This window comes from uncultured Rhodospira sp. (assembly GCF_937138205.1).
Lineage (GTDB): Bacteria > Pseudomonadota > Alphaproteobacteria > Rhodospirillales > Rhodospirillaceae > Rhodospira.
The window spans coordinates 38,242-55,128 of record NZ_CAKZOT010000113.1 but is presented as its reverse complement, the minus strand read 5'-3'; the positions used below and the strand labels follow the sequence as shown (position 1 = coordinate 55,128).

The 16,887-nt window shown below is 68.6% G+C and carries 15 protein-coding genes; 8 read left to right on the top strand and 7 right to left on the bottom strand.

Going from position 1 to position 16,887, the window contains the following annotated elements:
- The first annotated feature begins 26 nt into the window (after positions 1 to 26).
- Together Q0309_RS16890 and trxA are read left to right on the top strand one after the other, a co-directional pair.
- Positions 27 to 308 carry a Smr/MutS family protein gene (locus Q0309_RS16890; RefSeq protein ID WP_299443997.1) on the top strand — a complete coding sequence of 94 codons (282 nt, stop codon included), beginning with the start codon at positions 27 to 29 and terminating at the stop codon, positions 306 to 308.
- A 142-nt stretch (positions 309 to 450) separates the two neighbouring features.
- On the top strand, positions 451 to 765 hold the full coding sequence (trxA, locus tag Q0309_RS16885; RefSeq protein ID WP_299443994.1) for a thioredoxin: 315 nt from the start codon (positions 451 to 453) through the stop codon (positions 763 to 765).
- A gap of 178 nt (positions 766 to 943) precedes the next feature.
- On the opposite strand, the gene eno is transcribed toward trxA, so the two are convergent.
- The 5 genes from eno to tpiA form a co-directional block, all read right to left on the bottom strand.
- A complete protein-coding gene (eno, locus tag Q0309_RS16880) occupies positions 944 to 2,221 on the bottom strand; it encodes a phosphopyruvate hydratase (protein WP_299443991.1) in 1,278 nt (425 codons plus the stop codon).
- Positions 2,222 to 2,277: 56 nt separating this feature from the next.
- Positions 2,278 to 3,105 (bottom strand): 3-deoxy-8-phosphooctulonate synthase, encoded by an 828-nt coding sequence (gene kdsA, locus Q0309_RS16875; RefSeq protein ID WP_299444320.1) that lies wholly within the window; start codon positions 3,103 to 3,105, stop codon positions 2,278 to 2,280.
- A gap of 116 nt (positions 3,106 to 3,221) precedes the next feature.
- On the bottom strand, positions 3,222 to 4,856 hold the full coding sequence (locus tag Q0309_RS16870) for a CTP synthase (protein ID WP_299443988.1): 1,635 nt from the start codon (positions 4,854 to 4,856) through the stop codon (positions 3,222 to 3,224).
- A gap of 122 nt (positions 4,857 to 4,978) precedes the next feature.
- On the bottom strand, positions 4,979 to 5,365 hold the full coding sequence (gene secG / locus Q0309_RS16865) for a preprotein translocase subunit SecG (RefSeq protein ID WP_299443985.1): 387 nt from the start codon (positions 5,363 to 5,365) through the stop codon (positions 4,979 to 4,981).
- 229 nt (positions 5,366 to 5,594) lie between these two features.
- A complete protein-coding gene (tpiA, locus tag Q0309_RS16860) occupies positions 5,595 to 6,362 on the bottom strand; it encodes a triose-phosphate isomerase (RefSeq protein WP_299443982.1) in 768 nt (255 codons plus the stop codon).
- Between the two features lie 204 nt (positions 6,363 to 6,566).
- Between tpiA and Q0309_RS16855 the strand changes: the two genes are divergently transcribed.
- The 5 genes from Q0309_RS16855 to Q0309_RS16835 all read left to right on the top strand — a co-directional run bounded on the left by Q0309_RS16855 (position 6,567) and on the right by Q0309_RS16835 (position 13,581).
- Positions 6,567 to 8,453: a SurA N-terminal domain-containing protein gene (locus Q0309_RS16855; RefSeq protein WP_299443979.1), complete on the top strand. Its 1,887-nt coding sequence runs from the start codon at positions 6,567 to 6,569 to the stop codon at positions 8,451 to 8,453.
- An 11-nt stretch (positions 8,454 to 8,464) separates the two neighbouring features.
- Positions 8,465 to 9,964, top strand: coding sequence for an anthranilate synthase component I (trpE, locus tag Q0309_RS16850; protein ID WP_299443976.1), 1,500 nt, complete (start codon positions 8,465 to 8,467; stop codon positions 9,962 to 9,964).
- Between the two features lie 453 nt (positions 9,965 to 10,417).
- On the top strand, positions 10,418 to 12,433 hold the full coding sequence (locus Q0309_RS16845) for a GGDEF domain-containing protein (protein WP_299443973.1): 2,016 nt from the start codon (positions 10,418 to 10,420) through the stop codon (positions 12,431 to 12,433).
- Between the two features lie 44 nt (positions 12,434 to 12,477).
- Positions 12,478 to 13,161: an N-acetylmuramoyl-L-alanine amidase gene (locus Q0309_RS16840; protein ID WP_299443970.1), complete on the top strand. Its 684-nt coding sequence runs from the start codon at positions 12,478 to 12,480 to the stop codon at positions 13,159 to 13,161.
- A gap of 66 nt (positions 13,162 to 13,227) precedes the next feature.
- Entirely contained in the window at positions 13,228 to 13,581 is a 354-nt protein-coding gene (locus tag Q0309_RS16835) for a hypothetical protein (protein WP_299443967.1), read from the top strand.
- 35 nt (positions 13,582 to 13,616) lie between these two features.
- On the opposite strand, the gene Q0309_RS16830 is transcribed toward Q0309_RS16835, so the two are convergent.
- Both Q0309_RS16830 and Q0309_RS16825 read right to left on the bottom strand, forming a co-directional pair.
- Positions 13,617 to 14,714 carry a MaoC family dehydratase gene (locus tag Q0309_RS16830; RefSeq protein ID WP_299443964.1) on the bottom strand — a complete coding sequence of 366 codons (1,098 nt, stop codon included), beginning with the start codon at positions 14,712 to 14,714 and terminating at the stop codon, positions 13,617 to 13,619.
- A 46-nt stretch (positions 14,715 to 14,760) separates the two neighbouring features.
- Entirely contained in the window at positions 14,761 to 15,657 is an 897-nt protein-coding gene (locus tag Q0309_RS16825; protein WP_299443961.1) for a CoA ester lyase, read from the bottom strand.
- A 155-nt stretch (positions 15,658 to 15,812) separates the two neighbouring features.
- Here Q0309_RS16825 and pdxY point away from each other — a divergent pair, with 155 nt between their 5' ends.
- Positions 15,813 to 16,694: a pyridoxal kinase gene (gene pdxY, locus Q0309_RS16820; protein ID WP_299443958.1), complete on the top strand. Its 882-nt coding sequence runs from the start codon at positions 15,813 to 15,815 to the stop codon at positions 16,692 to 16,694.
- The last annotated feature ends 193 nt before the right edge of the window (positions 16,695 to 16,887 follow it).

Sequence of the window (16,887 nt, the reverse complement as noted above, 5' to 3'; positions counted from 1 at the left end):
CCCACGACCGGTTCCGGCGCGGTCGCATGGACCTTGAGGGCCGGCTCGACCTCCACGGCATGACCCGCGAACGGGCACACCAAGCCCTCACAGTGTTCCTGCACCGCGCCCACGAGCGCGGCGCGCGCTGCGTGCTGGTCGTGACCGGCAAAGGCACCGGGCGCGAGGGCGGCGGCGTGCTGAGGCGCGATGTGCCGCACTGGCTGGGGCAGGACGGGCTGCGGCGGATCGTGCTGGCGACGGCGCGCGCCCAGCCCCGCGACGGCGGCGAGGGCGCGCTTTACATCCTATTGCGCCGCCGCCGCTGAGGGCCGCGCCGGACGCCCGATGCCGGCTCGGCTTGACGCTCCTCAGGGTGCGGCCCTAGATTTGGCGCAGCATGGCCGCCACCGCCGTCCGGGTATTCGGCGCGGCATGGGGCCTGACACCCGCCAAAGGACAACCCGACCGATGAAGCACGTGTCCGATTCTTCGTTCGACGAAGACGTTCTGAAGTCCGAGACCCCGGTGCTGGTGGACTTCTGGGCCGAGTGGTGTGGCCCCTGCAAACAGATCGGCCCCGCCTTGGAGGAGATGGACGCCACCATGTCCGACCGCATCACGGTGGCAAAGATCAACATCGACGAGAACCCCGGCACGCCGAACAAGTACGGGGTGCGCGGCATCCCCACCCTGATGGTGTTCAAGGGCGGCCAGGTGGTGGCCACCAAGATCGGCGCCCTGCCCAAGAACAAGCTGTTCGACTGGGTGGACGGGGTGCTCTAGACTCGACCGAAAGCGGGAGGGCAAGGGACCCGTCATTGCGAACCCCCGTCGCAACACGAACGTGAAGCAATCCAGAGCAGACCGTATCGGTTCTCGCCCTGGATTGCTTCGTCGCTTGGCTCGTCGCGATCACAAGCTGCCGAACCGGTGGGTCACCCCGGCCAGCCGCGCCCGACGCCTACCCGCGCAGGATGCTCGTCCCCGCGTACAGCGCCGCCGGGCCCAGTTCCTCCTCGATGCGGATGAGCTGGTTGTACTTGGCCATGCGGTCGGAGCGCGACAGCGAGCCGGTCTTGATCTGGCCGCAGTTGGTGGCCACGGCGATGTCGGCGATGGTGCTGTCCTCGGTCTCGCCCGAGCGGTGCGACAGCACGGCGGTAAAGGCCGCCTTGTGGGCCATCTCCACGGCCTTCAGGGTCTCGGTCAGGGTGCCGATCTGGTTGACCTTGACCAGGATGGAGTTGCCCACGCCCCTCTGAATGCCGTCGGCCAGACGCTCCGGGTTGGTGACGAACAGGTCGTCGCCGACAAGCTGGACCGTGGCGCCCAGCTTGTCGGTGAGCAGCTTCCAGCCGTCCCAGTCGTCCTCGGCGCAGCCGTCCTCGATCGACAGGATCGGATAGCGGGCGCACAGGTCAGCGTAGTAGTCGACGATGCCGGCGGCATCCAGGGTCTTGCCCTCGCCCTCCAGGACGTACTTGCCGTCCTTGAAGAACTCGCTGGAGGCCGCGTCGAGCGCCAGCATGATGTCGTCGCCGGGCTTGTAGCCGGCGGCCTCGACCGACTTCATGATGAAGCCCAGGGCTTCGTCGGCGCTCTTCAGGCCGGGGGCGAAGCCGCCCTCGTCACCGACGTTGGTGTTGTGGCCGGCGTCCTTGAGCTGCTTTTTCAGCGCGTGGAACACTTCGGCGCCCATGCGCACGGCGTCGGAGATGCTGGACGCCGAGACCGGCATGATCATGAATTCCTGGATGTCGATCGGGTTGTCGGCGTGCTGGCCGCCGTTGACGATGTTCATCATCGGCACCGGCAGGGTGCGGGCCGAGACACCACCGATGTAGCGGTACAGCGGCAGGCCGGCCTCCTCGGCGGCGGCCTTGGCCACGGCCAGCGAGACGCCCAGGATGGCGTTGGCGCCCAGGCGGCTCTTGTTGGGGGTGCCGTCCAGGTCGATCATGGTTTCGTCGATGACGACCTGTTCCTCGGCCTCCATGCCGGCGATGGCGCTGAAGATCTCGCTGTTGACGGCCTCGGCGGCGCGCAGCACGCCCTTGCCGCCGTAGCGCGAAGCATCGCCGTCGCGCAGTTCCACCGCCTCGTGCACGCCGGTCGAGGCGCCCGACGGGACGGCGGCGCGGCCCATGGCGCCGGTTTCCAGCACCACGTCGACCTCGACGGTCGGGTTGCCTCGGGAATCGAGGATTTCGCGGGCGGTGATGTCGATGATCTCGGCCATGTGTCAGTCTCCCGTGGTGAAGCCCCGGCGCGGCGCGGCGGGACGTGGGGGTTGCGTTACATCGTGACGGGATGGGCCTTGGCCACCCGGTCGAGTTTGGCGAGCACGCCCAGGACGCTCGGCAGGTCCTTCAGGGCGATCATGACGGGGCCGTCCGACGGTGCCGCGTCGGGGTCGGGATGGGTTTCGATGAACACGGCGGCGATGCCCACCGCCACGGCGGCGCGCGCCAGCACCGGCGCGAATTCGCGCTGGCCGCCCGACGCGCCGCCGAGTCCGCCGGGCTGTTGGACGGAATGGGTGGCGTCGAACACGACCGGGCACCCGGTCTCGCGCGCCATGGTGACCAGACCGCGCATGTCGGTGACCAGGGTGTTGTAGCCGAACGCGGCGCCCCGTTCCGTGACAAGAACGCGACGGTTGCCGGCCGCTTCAAGCTTGGCGACCACGTTCTTCATGTCCCACGGCGCCAGGAACTGGCCCTTCTTCACATTGACGATGCGGCCGGTGACCGCCGCCGCCACCAGCAGGTCGGTCTGCCGGCACAGGAAGGCGGGAATCTGCAGCACGTCCACCACCTCGGCCACGGGCGCGCACTGCGCCGTTTCGTGGACGTCCGTGAGCACGGCGCAGCCGAACCGGTCCCGGATCTCGGCGAACACCGGCAGGGCCGCCTCCAGCCCGATGCCGCGCGGACCAGAAAGCGAGGTCCGGTTGGCCTTGTCGAACGACGCCTTAAAGATCAGCGGCATGTTGAGCGCGGCCGTCATCTCGACCAGGGCCGAGGCCACCTCCAGCGCGTGGTCTCGGCTTTCCATCTGGCACGGACCGGCGATGAGGCCCAGCGGCAGGTCGTTGGCCAGCAAATGGTCGCCGACGGCGATGGCGCGCGCGGGCGCGGGTTCCGGGGCGGCGGCGGTCTCGGACACGATGGTTCGACTCCTGGGACTCGACTCTTGGACGACTGTACGAAAGAGGGGCAGCGCGGTTCGGGCGCGGGTCAGACCAGGCGGGACTTCTCGACGGCGGCGCCGATGAACGACGTGAACAGCGGATGCGGGTCGAACGGCTTCGACTTCAGCTCGGGATGGAACTGCACACCGACAAACCAGGAATGATCGGGAATCTCCACGATTTCCGGCAACAGGCCGTCGGGCGACATGCCGGAGAAGACCAGCCCGCGCGCCTCCAGCGGACCGATATAGGCGTTGTTGACCTCGTAGCGGTGGCGGTGGCGCTCGTGAATGGTCTGGGCGTCGTTGTAGATGGCGCGCACCCGCGACCCGGGTTTCAGGATGCACGGGTACGCCCCCAGGCGCATGGTGCCGCCCATGTCGCCGCCGGCCTGGCGCCGCTCCACCTCGTTGCCGCGAATCCATTCCGTCATCAGGCCCACCACCTTGGCCGGCGGATCACTGAACTCGGTGGAGCCGGCGCCGGGAATCCCGGCCAGATTGCGGGCCGCCTCGATGATCGCCATCTGCATCCCGAAGCAGATGCCCAGGTAGGGCACGTCCTTCTCGCGGGCGAAGCGGGCGGCGGCCATCATGCCGGCGGCGCCGCGCTCGCCGAAGGCCCCCGGCACCAGGATGCCGTCCACGTCCTCCAACAGATAGCTGTTGTCGGGGTTCTCGAACACCTGGCTGTCCATCCATTCCAGCTTGACGCGGACGTTGTTGGCGATGCCGCCATGCACCAGCGCTTCCGCCAGGGACTTGTAGGAGTCCAGAAGTTTCATGTACTTGCCGACCACGGCGACGGTCACCTCGCCCTCCGGCTGGCGCACACGGTGGACGATGGTGTGCCAGCGCGTCAGGTCGGGCGCCTGCTCGCAGCCGAGCCGGAAGTGGCGGCAGACCTGGGTGTCCAGGCCTTCCTTGTGGTAGTTGATGGGCACGTCGTAGATGGACGGTGCATCGTAGGCCGGGATGACCGCCTCGCGCTTGACGTTGCAGAACAGGGCGATCTTGCCGCGCTCGCTTTCGGGGATTTCGTGCTCGCTGCGGCACAGCAAGAGGTCTGGCTGGATGCCGACGCTGAGCAGTTCCTTGACCGAGTGCTGCGTCGGCTTGGTCTTCAACTCGCCGGCGGTGGCGATGTACGGCAGCAGGGTCAGGTGCACGAACATGGTGCGCTCCGGCCCCAGTTCGTTGCCAAGCTGGCGGATGGCCTCCAGGAACGGCAGGCTTTCGATGTCGCCGACGGTGCCGCCGATCTCGACCAGCACGAAGTCCTCGTCCGTCAGGTCGGCGGTGATGAACTCCTTGATGGCGTCGGTGACGTGCGGGATGACCTGCACCGTGCCGCCCAGGTAGTCGCCGCGCCGTTCCTTCTCCAGCACGGTCTTGTAGATGCGCCCGGCGGTCACGTTGTCCGAACGGCGCGAGGCGACGCCGGTGAAGCGCTCATAGTGGCCCAGGTCGAGGTCCGTCTCGGCGCCGTCGTCGGTGACGAAGACCTCGCCGTGCTGGGTCGGGCTCATGGTGCCCGGGTCGATGTTCAGGTAGGGGTCCAGCTTGCGCAGCCGCACCGTGAAGCCGCGCGCCTGCAGGACAGCCCCCAGGGCGGCCGAGGCCAGGCCCTTGCCCAGGGAGGAGACGACGCCACCAGTGATGAAGATGAAGCGTGTCGTCATGGTCCGAACGCGCATCCCTGCCTTGCCGCGCCGCGGGTCACCCCACCGTCGGCGTCCATCGCTGCCGGGGCCGGCCGGACAGTGTCATGTCCTGTCCGGCGCTCCGGCCGAGTCGGGCTGAGTTACTCCGACAGCGGCGCCGCCGGAACGGCCGGCACGGCGTCCTCCGGCGTGCTCTCGCCTGTCGGCACCTCCGGCCCGGGGATCGCCGGTGTCGCCGGCACCGTCTCCTCCTCCGCCGGGGCGGCATCGAGCACGCTGCCGGCGCGCTGGCCGCTGTCCGCCAGGATCGCCAGCGTCATGCTGGTGGCGAAGAAGGCCGCCGCCAGGAAACCCGTGCTGCGGGTCAGCAGGTTGCCGGCCGCGCGTCCCGTCATCAGGCCGCCGCCGCCACCGCCTCCGCCGCCGCCACCGATGCCGAGGGCGCCGCCTTCCGAGCGCTGAAGGAGGATAAGGGCCACCATGGCGATGGCGATCAGAAGGTGAATGACCAGAATGACGGTGATCATGGTTCCTCAATGAGACCGGCACACCACGAAGCCGGCGGCAGATGCGGCAGATCCTGCCTCCGCCGGGCCGGCATCGTGGACTGTCGAAGCGCCCTGCATCAAGGCGCGGAGTGGTCGTCGCACAGGTTCCGGGCGGGCGGCAACGACAGCCGCCCGCGTGATTGCCCGCTGTTGTAATCGCCCGGACCGGTCAAGGCCAGCCCCTTTTCGGGCTTACCGTGACACCGCGTCACACACACGCGCTGGCGATGGCCTGGAAGTCGGTCGCCTTCAGGCTGGCGCCGCCGACCAGGGCGCCGTCGACGTCGTCGATGGCCATCAGTTCGGCCGCGTTGCCCGGCTTGACCGAACCGCCATAGAGGATCACCAGGGCTTCGGCGCTGGCGCCCATGCGCTCGCGGGCGTCGGCGCGGATGCGCTGGTGCATCTCGGCCACGTCCTCGGTGGTGGGGGTGCGTCCGGTGCCGATGGCCCAGACGGGCTCATAGGCGATGACCACGTTGGTCCCGTTGGCCCCCTCGGGCAGCGAGCCGTTGAACTGCCGCGACACCACGGCCAACGCCTGGCCGGCGTCGCGTTCGCCCTCGGTCTCGCCGATGCAGATGATGGGCACCAGGCCGGCGGCTAGGGCGGCGGCGGCCTTGGCGCGCACCTGCTCGTCGGTCTCGTGGTGGTCGGTGCGCCGTTCCGAGTGGCCGACGATGACGTGGCTGGCGCCCAGGTCCTTCAGCATCCAGGCGCTGACGTCGCCGGTGTGCGCACCCTTCTCGACCGCGTGGCAGTCCTGGCCGCCGACGCCGAGCGGCGTGCCGGCCACGGCCTCGGCCACAGGCGCCACCAGGGTCGCCGGCGGGCAGACCAGCATGTCGACATGATCGCGCACGTCGGCGCCGTCGCCGTTCAACCAGACGGCCAGTGAGCGGGCCAGGTCCAGTCCGTCGGCACGCAGGCCGTTCATCTTCCAGTTGCCGGCAATCAACTGCCGTCGAACATGCATGGTTTCCCCCTGAGATCGTGGCGACGTTCGGGCGCCTGTCTACCATGCCGACGGGCGTTTTTGAACGATGTCCTGATGACGATCGCTGTCATGGCCGGCGGCGTTTCCGTTGCGGTGCGAAGCGTGCCTCCCTATCATGCGCCGCCATTCGGCCGCTCCCCCATCCCGGAGCGGCGCCCACGTCATGACAGCAGCGGTGGCGGTATGCTCGACAGTTTCCGGAAGGCGTCGAAGTCCTGGTTCGCGAAGGCCCTTCTGGGCCTGCTCATCCTCAGCTTCGGTGTCTGGGGCATCGGCGATTTCATCTCCGGCGGCGGCGAGGGGACGCCGGCCATCACGGTCGGTGACACGGCCATCGGCACGGCGGCGATCCGGGCGGAATTGAACCAGGAGGTTTCGGCCCTGCGTGAGCGCACCGGCCAGGACTTCACCACGGAACAGGCCATTCAGTTCGGCTACCTGGACCGCGCCATCGGCCGTGTCGTCACCCAGGCCACCCAGATCGAGACGGCCAACGACTGGGGCATGGTGGTGCCCGACGCCGTGGTGGCCCAGGCGATCAAGGCCGATCCGACCTTCGCCGGCGCCGACGGCCGCTTCGATCGCGACCGCTACCAGCGCATCCTGGCCGCCAACGGCATGAGCGAGGATCAGTACGCCAACCGGGTGCGCCGCTCGCTGTTGCAGGCGGCCCTGAGCGTGCCGGTCACCAGCGCCGCTCATGCGCCGGACGGCCTCGTGCGTGACTTTGACCGCCACCGCAATGAGGCCCGGGCGGGCGCCGTGGTGTCGCTCGACATCGCCGACGCGCCGGCGCCGCCGTCGACGCCGGACGAGGCCACCCTGGAGCAGCTCTATCAGGACAACATCGACGCCTTCACCGCCCCGGAAATGCGCGCCGTGACGGCCGTCGTCCTGACCCTGGACGAGGCGCGTCCGCTGGTCGCGGTCAGCGACGAGGCCATCCGCGAGGAGTACGAGGCCCGCCGCGATGACTACGCGACGCCGGAACGCCGCGTCGTCGACCAGGTGCTGGCCGACGATGAACAGACGGCCCAGGCGGTCGTGGATGCGGTCCGCGCCGGGCAGACGCTGGCGGACGCGGCCGCCGAGGCCGGCGCGCCCGCGCCCGTGCCCCTGGGCGAGGTCACCCGGGAAACGCTTCCCGACGCGCAGTCCCAGGCGGTGTTCGCCGTGCCCGAGGGACAGGTGAGCGATCCGGTCGAAAGCGCCTTCGGCTGGCATGTATTCCATGTGCGCGAGGTCACGCCCGGATCGGTCCGCCCGCTGGAGGACGTGCGCGACGAAGTCCGGGCGACTCTGGTGGATCAAGAGGCCGTGGACGCTCTGTATGAGCTGTCGGTGGACCTGGACGACGCGTTGGGCGGCGGCGCGACGCTGGAGGAGGCGGCGCGGGCGCTGGACCTGCCCCTGGTCCGGATCGAGACCGTTGATCGTCAGGGGCGCGGGCCGGACGGCACGCCCGTTGCCGACCTGCCCGACGTGGACGGGTTCCTTGAGACCGCGTTCACCTCCGAACAAGGCGAACAGACGCTGATGGAGGAGTCCGAGGGCGCCTACTACGTGCTGCGCGTGGACGACGTGACGCCGCCGGCGCCGCGCCCGCTGGAGTCGGTGCGCCCGCGGGTCGAGGCGCTGTGGGTGGCGCGCCAAAAGGCGGAGGCCACGCGCGCCCGCGCCGAGGCCATCCGCGACGCCGCCAGCGAGGGCCGCACGTTCGAGAGCGCCGCCGAAACCGAAAGCGCCTCGGTGCGGCCGGTGCCCGCCGTGCGGCGCGACGGCGGCACGGTGGAGGACGGCGCCACGCCGCCGCCGCGCCCGCTGATCGACGCCCTGTTCGCCATGTCGGAGGGCGAAACACGCGTCGTCGAGACCGGGGACACCATCCACGTGCTGCGCCTGGACACGGTGATCCAGCAGGCCGCCGAGAATCCCGAAACGCGGGAGGAAACGGCGCAGGTGGTGCGCGCGTCCATCGCCGAGGACCTGTTCGTGCAGTTCACCGATGCCCTGTCGAAACGGCAGGGCGTGGAAATCAACCGGGGCGTGATCGAGTCCGCCTTCCAATAGGGAACCCCGTCATGGAAACCTTGCCCACCGCCGCCGCGTTCCGCACCACCTATATGGCCGGCCGGGCCCAGGTGGTCTGGACCCATCTGGTGGGCGACCTGGAAACCCCGGTCTCGGCGTTCCTGAAGATCTGTGAGACGCGGCCGTATTCGTTCCTTCTCGACAGCGTCGAGGGCGGGGCGGTGCGCGGCCGCTATTCCTTCCTCGGCCTGAAGCCGGACCTGATCTGGCGCTGTCACAAGGACAAGGCCGAGATCAACCGCGACGCTCGCCACGACCTGCATACGTTCGAGCCCGACGACCGGCCGCCGCTCGACTCCCTGCGCGCCGTGGTGGCGGAAAGCCGCATCGACCTGCCCGACGAACTGCCGCCGATGATCGCCGGGCTGGTGGGGTACATGGGCTACGACACGGTGCGGCTGGTGGAGCGGATTCCGGACGAGAACCCGGACACCATCAACGTGCCCGACGGCGTGTTCCTGCGGCCCACCGTGATGGTGGCCTTCGACAACATCCTGCACCGCATGACCCTGGCCACGCCGGTCTGGCCGCGCCCGGGGGTGGACGCCAACGCCGCGCTGGCGCTGGCGCGCGAACGGCTGGCCGACGTCGCCGCCGACCTGGAACGGTCGTTGCCGGTGGCCCGCCTGACCTCCGAGCCCGACCCGGAGCCCGAGGCGACGCCGATGATGGACGCCGAGGACTACAAGGCCAAGGTGCGCCGCGCCAAGGACTACATCATGGCCGGCGACATCTTCCAGGTGGTGCTGTCGCAGCGCTTCACGCTGCCGTTCAAGCTGCCGCCGTTCAGCCTGTACCGGGCGCTGCGGCGCACCAATCCGTCGCCCTACATGGTCTACCTGGATCTGGATGGCTATCAGATCGTCGGCGCCAGCCCGGAGATCCTGGTGCGGCTGAAGGACGGTGAGGTGACCATCCGCCCCATCGCCGGCACCCGCAAACGCGGCGCCAATGCCAGCGAGGACGCGGCCAACGCCGCCGACCTTCTGTCCGACCCGAAGGAGCGGGCCGAGCACCTGATGCTGCTCGACCTGGGGCGCAACGACGTCGGTCGCGTCGCCGAGGTGGGCACGGTGCGCGTCACCGACCAGTTCTTTGTCGAGTACTACAGCCACGTCATGCACATCGTCTCCAACGTGGTCGGCCGGCTGCGCCAGGGCCAGGACGCCATGGACGCGCTGATGGCCGGCTTCCCGGCCGGCACGGTTTCGGGTGCCCCCAAGGTGCGGGCCATGGAGATCATCGAGGAACTGGAGACCGTGCGGCGCGGCTTCTACGCCGGGGCGGTGGGGTACATCTCGGCCGGCGGCACCATGGACACCTGCATCGCCCTGCGCACCGCGCTGGTGAAGGACGGCGTGGTGCACATCCAGGCCGGCGGCGGCATCGTGGCGGACTCCGACCCGGAAATGGAACGCCAGGAGTGCTGGAACAAGGCCCAGGCCCTGATCGCGGCGGCCAAGCAGGCGGTCAGGTTCGCGGGGCGGTGAGGTCGACACGCCCGGCGCAAAGCTGCTCGGGGTCCGGCCCCGCCGCGTGCGGCCCGACGGGACTCGGGGTCGCTCGTGTTTCGTCCGGGCGAGCGGCCTTGCGAGTCTTGTCGCCGTTACGCCCGCCGACACGATACTGTACATTTTTTCAGGTTGTCGAGCGGCCGGAAGCAACGGACGGTTCCGGTCGGACAGAGTCAGATGACGTTCGACGGACCGTAATAAAAAGTTCGCGATTCCTTGCCGCCGCGCCGAATGTGCCGCTACTGTCCGGATTCCTCTCAATATATCCTGCTTCTTTGGGACCGGATCTTGACTTTCGGAGTGATTGACCGGATCGCCGGATGCCCTCATTCTTCTTGCCATCCGTTTTGCGAGTCGTGAAACGGGGGAGTTGTGACGTTCGTTGTCCGTCCGCAAAGGATTTGCTGGACCGGAAAGACGAGGGGCCCCATGTGCGAAGACCGCGTGGCTGACGCGATCGACATCGGTTCCGCCGAAACCAAACGGCTGGAGGACGCCGGCGACGCCCTGTGGTACAGGCCGCGCTTCACGTTCTCGCACCGCCGCCACCAGAACGACGCCGTCATCGAAGGTGGCGACACGGCGCGGGCGCTGGGGTGGGATGCGATCATCCCGCGCATCCGCATGGCGCTGGAGCCGGTGGTCGGCACGCACTCGGGCCGCACACTTGGCGTCGAGGCGGTCATTGGCAACGCGCGCGAGATTGGATTCGCCTCCGTCCACGACCTGCTGGACTGCGCCCACGATACCGGCGATCCCACGGATCCGTTGCGGTGCGACAACCGCCTCGCCTGTGTCGAGGCGGCCACGCACGCCGCCGCCGTCGCCCTGTTCGCCCAAATCCCCGATCGCGGCGGGATGAAGCTGTTCCTGAACCTGGACATGCGCCTGGCCGAGCAAGCCGAATCCATCGTGTCGGCCCTGAAGGGGCGCCTGGAGCGTCATGGCGTCGGATCCGCCAACGTCGTCATCGAGGTGTCCGAGCGCCTGCCGTTCTTCAACACCGAGGCCCTGGTCGACAGCGCCCAGGCGCCCGCCGAGGCCAACCGGGACTTCGCCGCCCTGATGGAGACGTTGCGCTCCGTCTCGGGGCGGCTGGCGTTGGGCGACTTCGGGGCTGGCTACGCCAGCCTGCCGCTGCTGACCCTGGCGCGTCCTGACCTTGTCAAACTCGACCGCTTTTTCATCCAGTCGGTGGCGCAGGAGCGCGGTCGCCGTTTGGTGCTCAATACCCTGACCAATCTGGCCCACCTGCTGGGCAGCCAGGTGGTGGCCGAGGGCGTGCATTCGATTGAGGAATACAACATCTGCCGCCAGGCCGGATGCGACTACATCCAGGGCCAGGTGGCCGGGGAGCGGGTGTTCGACCCGCAGGCTCTGATCCGCGATCACGCCGACATTCGTGCCCTCAACGAGTCCGATCACCGGCGCGTCGGCAATGACTCCGCCCTGATCACCGCCGAGACCCAGTATCTGGAACCGATCGCTCTGGGGACCCACATGGGCGCGGTGTTCGAGCGGTTCCGCCACGATAAGGACCGCAACTTCTTTCCCGTGGTCGACGGCGCGGGCGAACCGGCCGGCATCATCCGGGAACTGGACCTGAAGGAATACACCTACAGCCTGTACGGCAAGGACCTGCTGAGCAACCGGGCGTTGGGCCGAACGCTCGACGCCTTCGTGGCCCGCTGCCCGGTGGCCGACGTCAACACCAAGGCGGAAAAGATCCTGGAGATCTTCTCGGCCTCCAGCGGCGCCGAGTGCATTCTCATCACCCGCGACCGCCAGTACATCGGCTTCATGTCGGCGGCCTCGTTGCTGAAGGTCGTCAACGAAAAGAACCTGGCCCTGGCTCGGGACCAGAACCCCCTCAGCCGCCTGCCGGGCAATACGATGATCAACGAGTACATTTCCGAAGCCCTGATGGATGAAGACAATACATACATCATAGTCTATCTGGACTTCGACCACTTCAAGCCCTTCAATGACAGCTACGGATACCGGCAGGGCGACCGCGCCATCACCTTGTTCGCCGACCTGATGCGTAAGCATCTGAACGGGCCGGATGTCTTCATCGGCCATGTCGGTGGCGACGATTTCTTCGTTGGATTCAAGGGGATCGCGAGCGACCAGGCGGTGGTCTTGATCAAGGATTTGGTGGAACGCTTCCGCCTTGACGTGGAGAGTTTCTACGACGAAGAGGCCCGCACGCGCCGCTACATCGTCGCCAAGGATCGCGACGGGGTCGAACGGCGGCTGGAATTGCTGTCGGCCTCGGCGGCCATTGTCGAGGTCCCCCGGGGCCATCAAATCCGAAGCGCCGACGAGATCGCCGGACTGATCGCGGGCCTGAAGAAGCAGGCCAAGCATTCCACCGAAAAGATCGCCATGGCACGCTGCACCGACGCGGACGCCGACGACGGCAAGACCGCCGGGGCGGCGTAGCGGCGGCACCGGACGGCGGCTCCGGCCTGGCCCAGGAGGCACAAGTGACCGCCGACGTGATCGACACCCCGTCGCCCAACCACGACGCCCGCCCACCCGGCCAGCGGGTCGAGCTGCTGGTGCTGCATTACACCGGGATGCCGACTGGCGCGGCGGCGCTGGAGCGGCTGTGCGACCCGGCCTCAAAGGTCAGCGCCCATTGGCTGGTGGAAGAGGACGGCCGCGTGTTCCGTCTGGTGCCGGAGGACCGGCGCGCGTGGCACGCCGGCGTCTCGCGGTGGCACGGGGCGGCAGACGTCAACGGGCGGTCGATCGGCGTCGAAATCGTCAATCCCGGGCACGAATTCGGCTATCGTGCGTTCCCTGAAAAGCAGATGGCCGCCGTTGAACGCCTCTGCCGGGGCATCGTCGCCCGCCATGGCCTCGGGCCGGCCGACGTGGTGGCCCACGCGGACGTGGCGCCGACGCGCAAGGAGGACCCGGGCGAGCTGTTCGACTGGCCGCGCCTGGCGCGGGCTGGCGTGGGGCTGTGGCCACCTGTCGACGACGGCGCCTCGGCCCCGACGGCACCGGAGGCGCTGGCGATGCTGGCGGCCATCGGCTATGACCTGAGCGACCCGCGCGCCGCCGTGGTGGCGTTCCAGCGCCGGTTCCGGCCGGCCCGCCTCGACGGCGTGGTCGACGAGCAGACGGCCCGCCGGATCGCGGCCGTGCTCACGGCGTCATGATTCGGCCGCGATGATGCGGCTAAATACTGCCATCGCCTGTCCACTGAGCAGAAGGAAACCCTGCCCATGCTTCGCGCTTCCCTGATTGCCGCCCTCGTCGGCCTTGCCGTGTCCGGATCGGCCGCGGCCCAGTCGCTTGACCCGGTCCGCGAGATCGGCAGCGGCGACAATCCGCCGCGCGTGGTGTTCGAATGCACTCATTCGACCATGCCACCGCAGCGGATGGAGATGGTGCTGCGCCGCATGGCCGGCCAGGTCTGGGCCTATAGTAGCCTCGATCGCGGGGTGGACTGCTCCAGCCTGTCCACCGGCGGCATCACCTGCATGGCCGACGTGCCACGCGGCCGAGGCGTGACGTTGCAGGGCGCCCTCAACGACCTGCTGAAGGGCGAAGAGGTCCGCTGCACACGGGTCCAGTAACGGCCTCCGCGTGCGGGAGCGGGGGCTGGGCGGCCCTACATCCGGCGCGGCATCAGCACGGTGTAGTCCAGGTTCAGCACGACGGACGCCGGATAGGCGCCGTCCTCGTCCTTGTCCGGGAAGCCGGCGCAGGCTTGGTCCTTGACCGCCACCGTGCGCAACCGCAAGGCGCCGACGTCCGACCGACCCGGCACTTCCATGCGGTCCAGGACCTCGGTCCAGGCGTAGATGGTGTCACCCGCGAAGACCGCGTTGGTGTGGGCGCCGGCGTTGATGGCGGCAACGCGGAGGGCATTGGCGAGCCCGTAGAACGACAACGCGCGGGCCATGCTGATGACGTGTCCGCCATAGACCAGGCGTCGGCCCATCGGCCCGTTTTCCATCCGGATCTTGTCGAAGTGCACCCGCGCGGTGTTCTGGTACAGGCGCGTGGCCAGTTGGTGTTCGGCCTCCTCGATCGTCATGCCGGCGCCGTGGTCGATGCGTTCGCCGACGTGATAGTCCTCCCAAAGGTCCTCCTGCCCGGCCAGGTCGACGTCGTAGTCTTCGAGGTCAAGGTCGTCCGGCACGATCAGATCGGCGGCGGGCACCACGGGCGACAGGGTGGGCACGACGGGCGGCTCAATGCCCTCGTCGTCGGCGTCATCGGGGCCGGGGACCGCGCGCTTGCGCACCATGACCCAGCGGACGAACTCGACCACCGTTTCGTCATCCTGATTGAACCCGGTGGTGCGCACCCAGACGATCCCGGACTTGCGGTTCGAGTTCTCCTTCAGGCCGATAACCCGCGACACGGCGCGCAGGGTGTCGCCGGCGTAGACGGGCACGCCGAAGACGCACTCGGCGTAGCCAAGATTGGCGACGGCATTGACCGAGATGTCCGGCACGCTTTTGCCGAACACCATGTGGAAGACCAAAAGGTCCTCCAGCGGCATGTCCTCGAACCCCAGGTCGGCGGCGAAATCGGCAGAGCAGTGCAGCGGGAAGCGCGAGCCGTACAGGGCGATGTACAGCGCCTGATCACCCTCGGTCACGGTCCGGGGGGTGGGGTGCACGATCTCCTGATCGAGGTAGAAGTCCTCGAAGAAGTTGCCCGGGTTGGTCTTGCTCTTGGGGGTCACGTCGGGGGTCATCGCGCGGCACTCCAGGGAGGACGGGGAACAGAACGGGGCGCACCGCTCAGGCGTTGGCCGTGTCCAGATCGGCCTGCAAAGCGTCGATGGCCTCGGCCAGCGCCACCAGCCGGCGGGCGTTGGCCACGTGCAGGTTCTCGACCAGCTTGCCGTCGACCACCACGACGCCCTTGCCTTCCTTCTCGGCCTCGGCGTGGGCCTCGATGATGCGGCGCGACCACGCCACCTCGGTCTCGCTGGGGGCGAAGATCTCGTTGGCGGTGCCGACGGTCTTGGGATGGATCAGCGTCTTGCCGTCGAAGCCCAGTTCCAGGCCCTGGCGGCAGGCGGCGGCGAAGCCCTCGTCGTCCTGCAGGTCCAGATAGACGCCGTCGAGGATGGCCAGGCCGTGCGCCCGCGCCGCCAGCAGGCACAGCCCGAGCGAGGTGATCATCGGCAGGCGCATGGCCGTGTGATGACAGTGCAGATCCTTGGCCAGATCCGAGGTGCCCATGACGAACCCGCCCAGACGGGGCGAGGCGGCGGCGATCTCGGCGGCGTGCAGCATCCCCAGAGGCGTTTCCATCATGCACCAGATCAGGGTGCGGTCGGGCGCACCCTTGGCCTGCAGGATGGTTTCCACCTGCCGCACCGTATCGGCGCTTTCCACCTTGGGCAGCAGGATCCCGTCGCAGCCGCTGGTGGCCGCCGCTTCCAGGTCGGCATAGCCCCAGGGCGTGTTCAGGCCGTTGGTGCGGATCAGCACCTCGCGCTTGCCGTAGCCGCCGCTGGCGGCGGCCGCGACCACGTTGGCGCGTGCTTCCAACTTGGCGTCGGGGGCCACGGCGTCCTCCAGGTCGAGGATCAGGCCGTCGGCGGCCAGGGTCTTGGCCTTCTCCAGCGCCCGGGTGTTGGAGCCGGGCATGTAGAGCACACTGCGGCGCGGGCGGGCGGGTGCGGCCATGGGTCTGATCCTCCCTGACGGTCTGGTGTCCTCGTCCCCGGCCACCGCCGGGGGGCGCGAGGCGGCACACTATAAATCAAAGCCCGCCCGTGGCAAGGTGGCTGCCGCATCGCAAAAAGCGGCCCCTTTCACCCCATCCCGCTCGGTCCTCGTCCATGGCGATCCTGTCCGTTCAGAGCCACGTTTCGGCCGGCCATGTCGGAAACGCCGCCGCCGTGCCCGCGTTGCACGCCCTCGGCCGTAGCGTCTGGCCGGTGCATACCGTGCTGTTCTCGAACCATCCTGGCTACGGCAGCCTGCGCGGGCACGTTGTGAATCCCACGCTGGTGGATGATTGCCTGAAGGGGCTGGCCGAACACGTGGCGTGGCCCGAATGCCAGGCCGTGCTGTCCGGATATCTCGGGGCGGCGGGCACAGCGGCCGCCGTCGCGGGCGCGGTCGACCGGGCGCGCAAAGGGCGACCGGACTTGCCGTACCTGTGCGACCCCGTGATGGGAGACACCGGTCCCGGGCTGGCCGGCCCGGTCGGCCCCGGTCTGTATGTCGAGCCCGCCATTCCCCAGGCCATCGCCGAGCGCCTGGTGCCGCGCGCCACCATCATCAAACCCAACCAGTTCGAACTCGGCCTGTTGACCAACCGCATGTGCGAAAGCCTGGCCGACGTTGTCGATGCCGCCATGGCGTTGCGGGCGAAGGGTCCTCGCATCGTTGTCGTGACCAGTGTCGAGGTTCCCGACGGCCCGGAGCCCGGCGGCGCCCGCTGCCTTGTCACCGACGGTACCGACGTTTGGATGGTGGCAACGCCCCGCCTGCGCTTCCCGCGTGCGCCCAACGGCGCCGGAGACGTTCTGGCGGCTCTGTTCCTGCACCACTGGCTGCTGGACGGGCGGCCCCAGGTGGCGTTGAGCGCGGCGGTCTCTGGCCTGTTCGCCCTGCTGGTGGAGACGCTGCGCGGCGGGGGCTGCGAACTGGCCCTGCTGGATGTCGGTGATCGCCTGTCGAACCCGGATCGGATCTGGCCGCCGATCCGGCTGTAGGGGGGCGCAGGCATCGTCGACGGCCCGCGATTCAGATGAGCCGCCCCGCGCAGTCCACGAATCACTCGACTCAATATTGCCAAGCCTGAAATCCCACCCGGCTTGCCGTCCCGACCGCATCGTCGCGCCACCGATAGGCGAAGGAGCGCGCCGGCCAGATAATCGGGAGCACTGCGGTCCCGTTTCCGTCCTG

What these genes read in the sequence shown, in the direction of transcription:
- Q0309_RS16890 (WP_299443997.1), top strand. Translation starts at nt 27, where the DNA reads ATGGACCTTGAGGGCCGGCTCGACCTCCACGGCATGACCCGCGAACGG.
- trxA (WP_299443994.1), top strand. Translation starts at nt 451, where the DNA reads ATGAAGCACGTGTCCGATTCTTCGTTCGACGAAGACGTTCTGAAGTCC.
- eno (WP_299443991.1), bottom strand. Translation starts at nt 2,221, where the DNA reads ATGGCCGAGATCATCGACATCACCGCCCGCGAAATCCTCGATTCCCGA.
- Q0309_RS16870 (WP_299443988.1), bottom strand. Translation starts at nt 4,856, where the DNA reads ATGACGACACGCTTCATCTTCATCACTGGTGGCGTCGTCTCCTCCCTG.
- secG (WP_299443985.1), bottom strand. Translation starts at nt 5,365, where the DNA reads ATGATCACCGTCATTCTGGTCATTCACCTTCTGATCGCCATCGCCATG.
- tpiA (WP_299443982.1), bottom strand. Translation starts at nt 6,362, where the DNA reads ATGCATGTTCGACGGCAGTTGATTGCCGGCAACTGGAAGATGAACGGC.
- Q0309_RS16855 (WP_299443979.1), top strand. Translation starts at nt 6,567, where the DNA reads ATGCTCGACAGTTTCCGGAAGGCGTCGAAGTCCTGGTTCGCGAAGGCC.
- trpE (WP_299443976.1), top strand. Translation starts at nt 8,465, where the DNA reads ATGGAAACCTTGCCCACCGCCGCCGCGTTCCGCACCACCTATATGGCC.
- Q0309_RS16845 (WP_299443973.1), top strand. Translation starts at nt 10,418, where the DNA reads ATGTGCGAAGACCGCGTGGCTGACGCGATCGACATCGGTTCCGCCGAA.
- Q0309_RS16835 (WP_299443967.1), top strand. Translation starts at nt 13,228, where the DNA reads ATGCTTCGCGCTTCCCTGATTGCCGCCCTCGTCGGCCTTGCCGTGTCC.
- Q0309_RS16830 (WP_299443964.1), bottom strand. Translation starts at nt 14,714, where the DNA reads ATGACCCCCGACGTGACCCCCAAGAGCAAGACCAACCCGGGCAACTTC.
- Q0309_RS16825 (WP_299443961.1), bottom strand. Translation starts at nt 15,657, where the DNA reads ATGGCCGCACCCGCCCGCCCGCGCCGCAGTGTGCTCTACATGCCCGGC.
- pdxY (WP_299443958.1), top strand. Translation starts at nt 15,813, where the DNA reads ATGGCGATCCTGTCCGTTCAGAGCCACGTTTCGGCCGGCCATGTCGGA.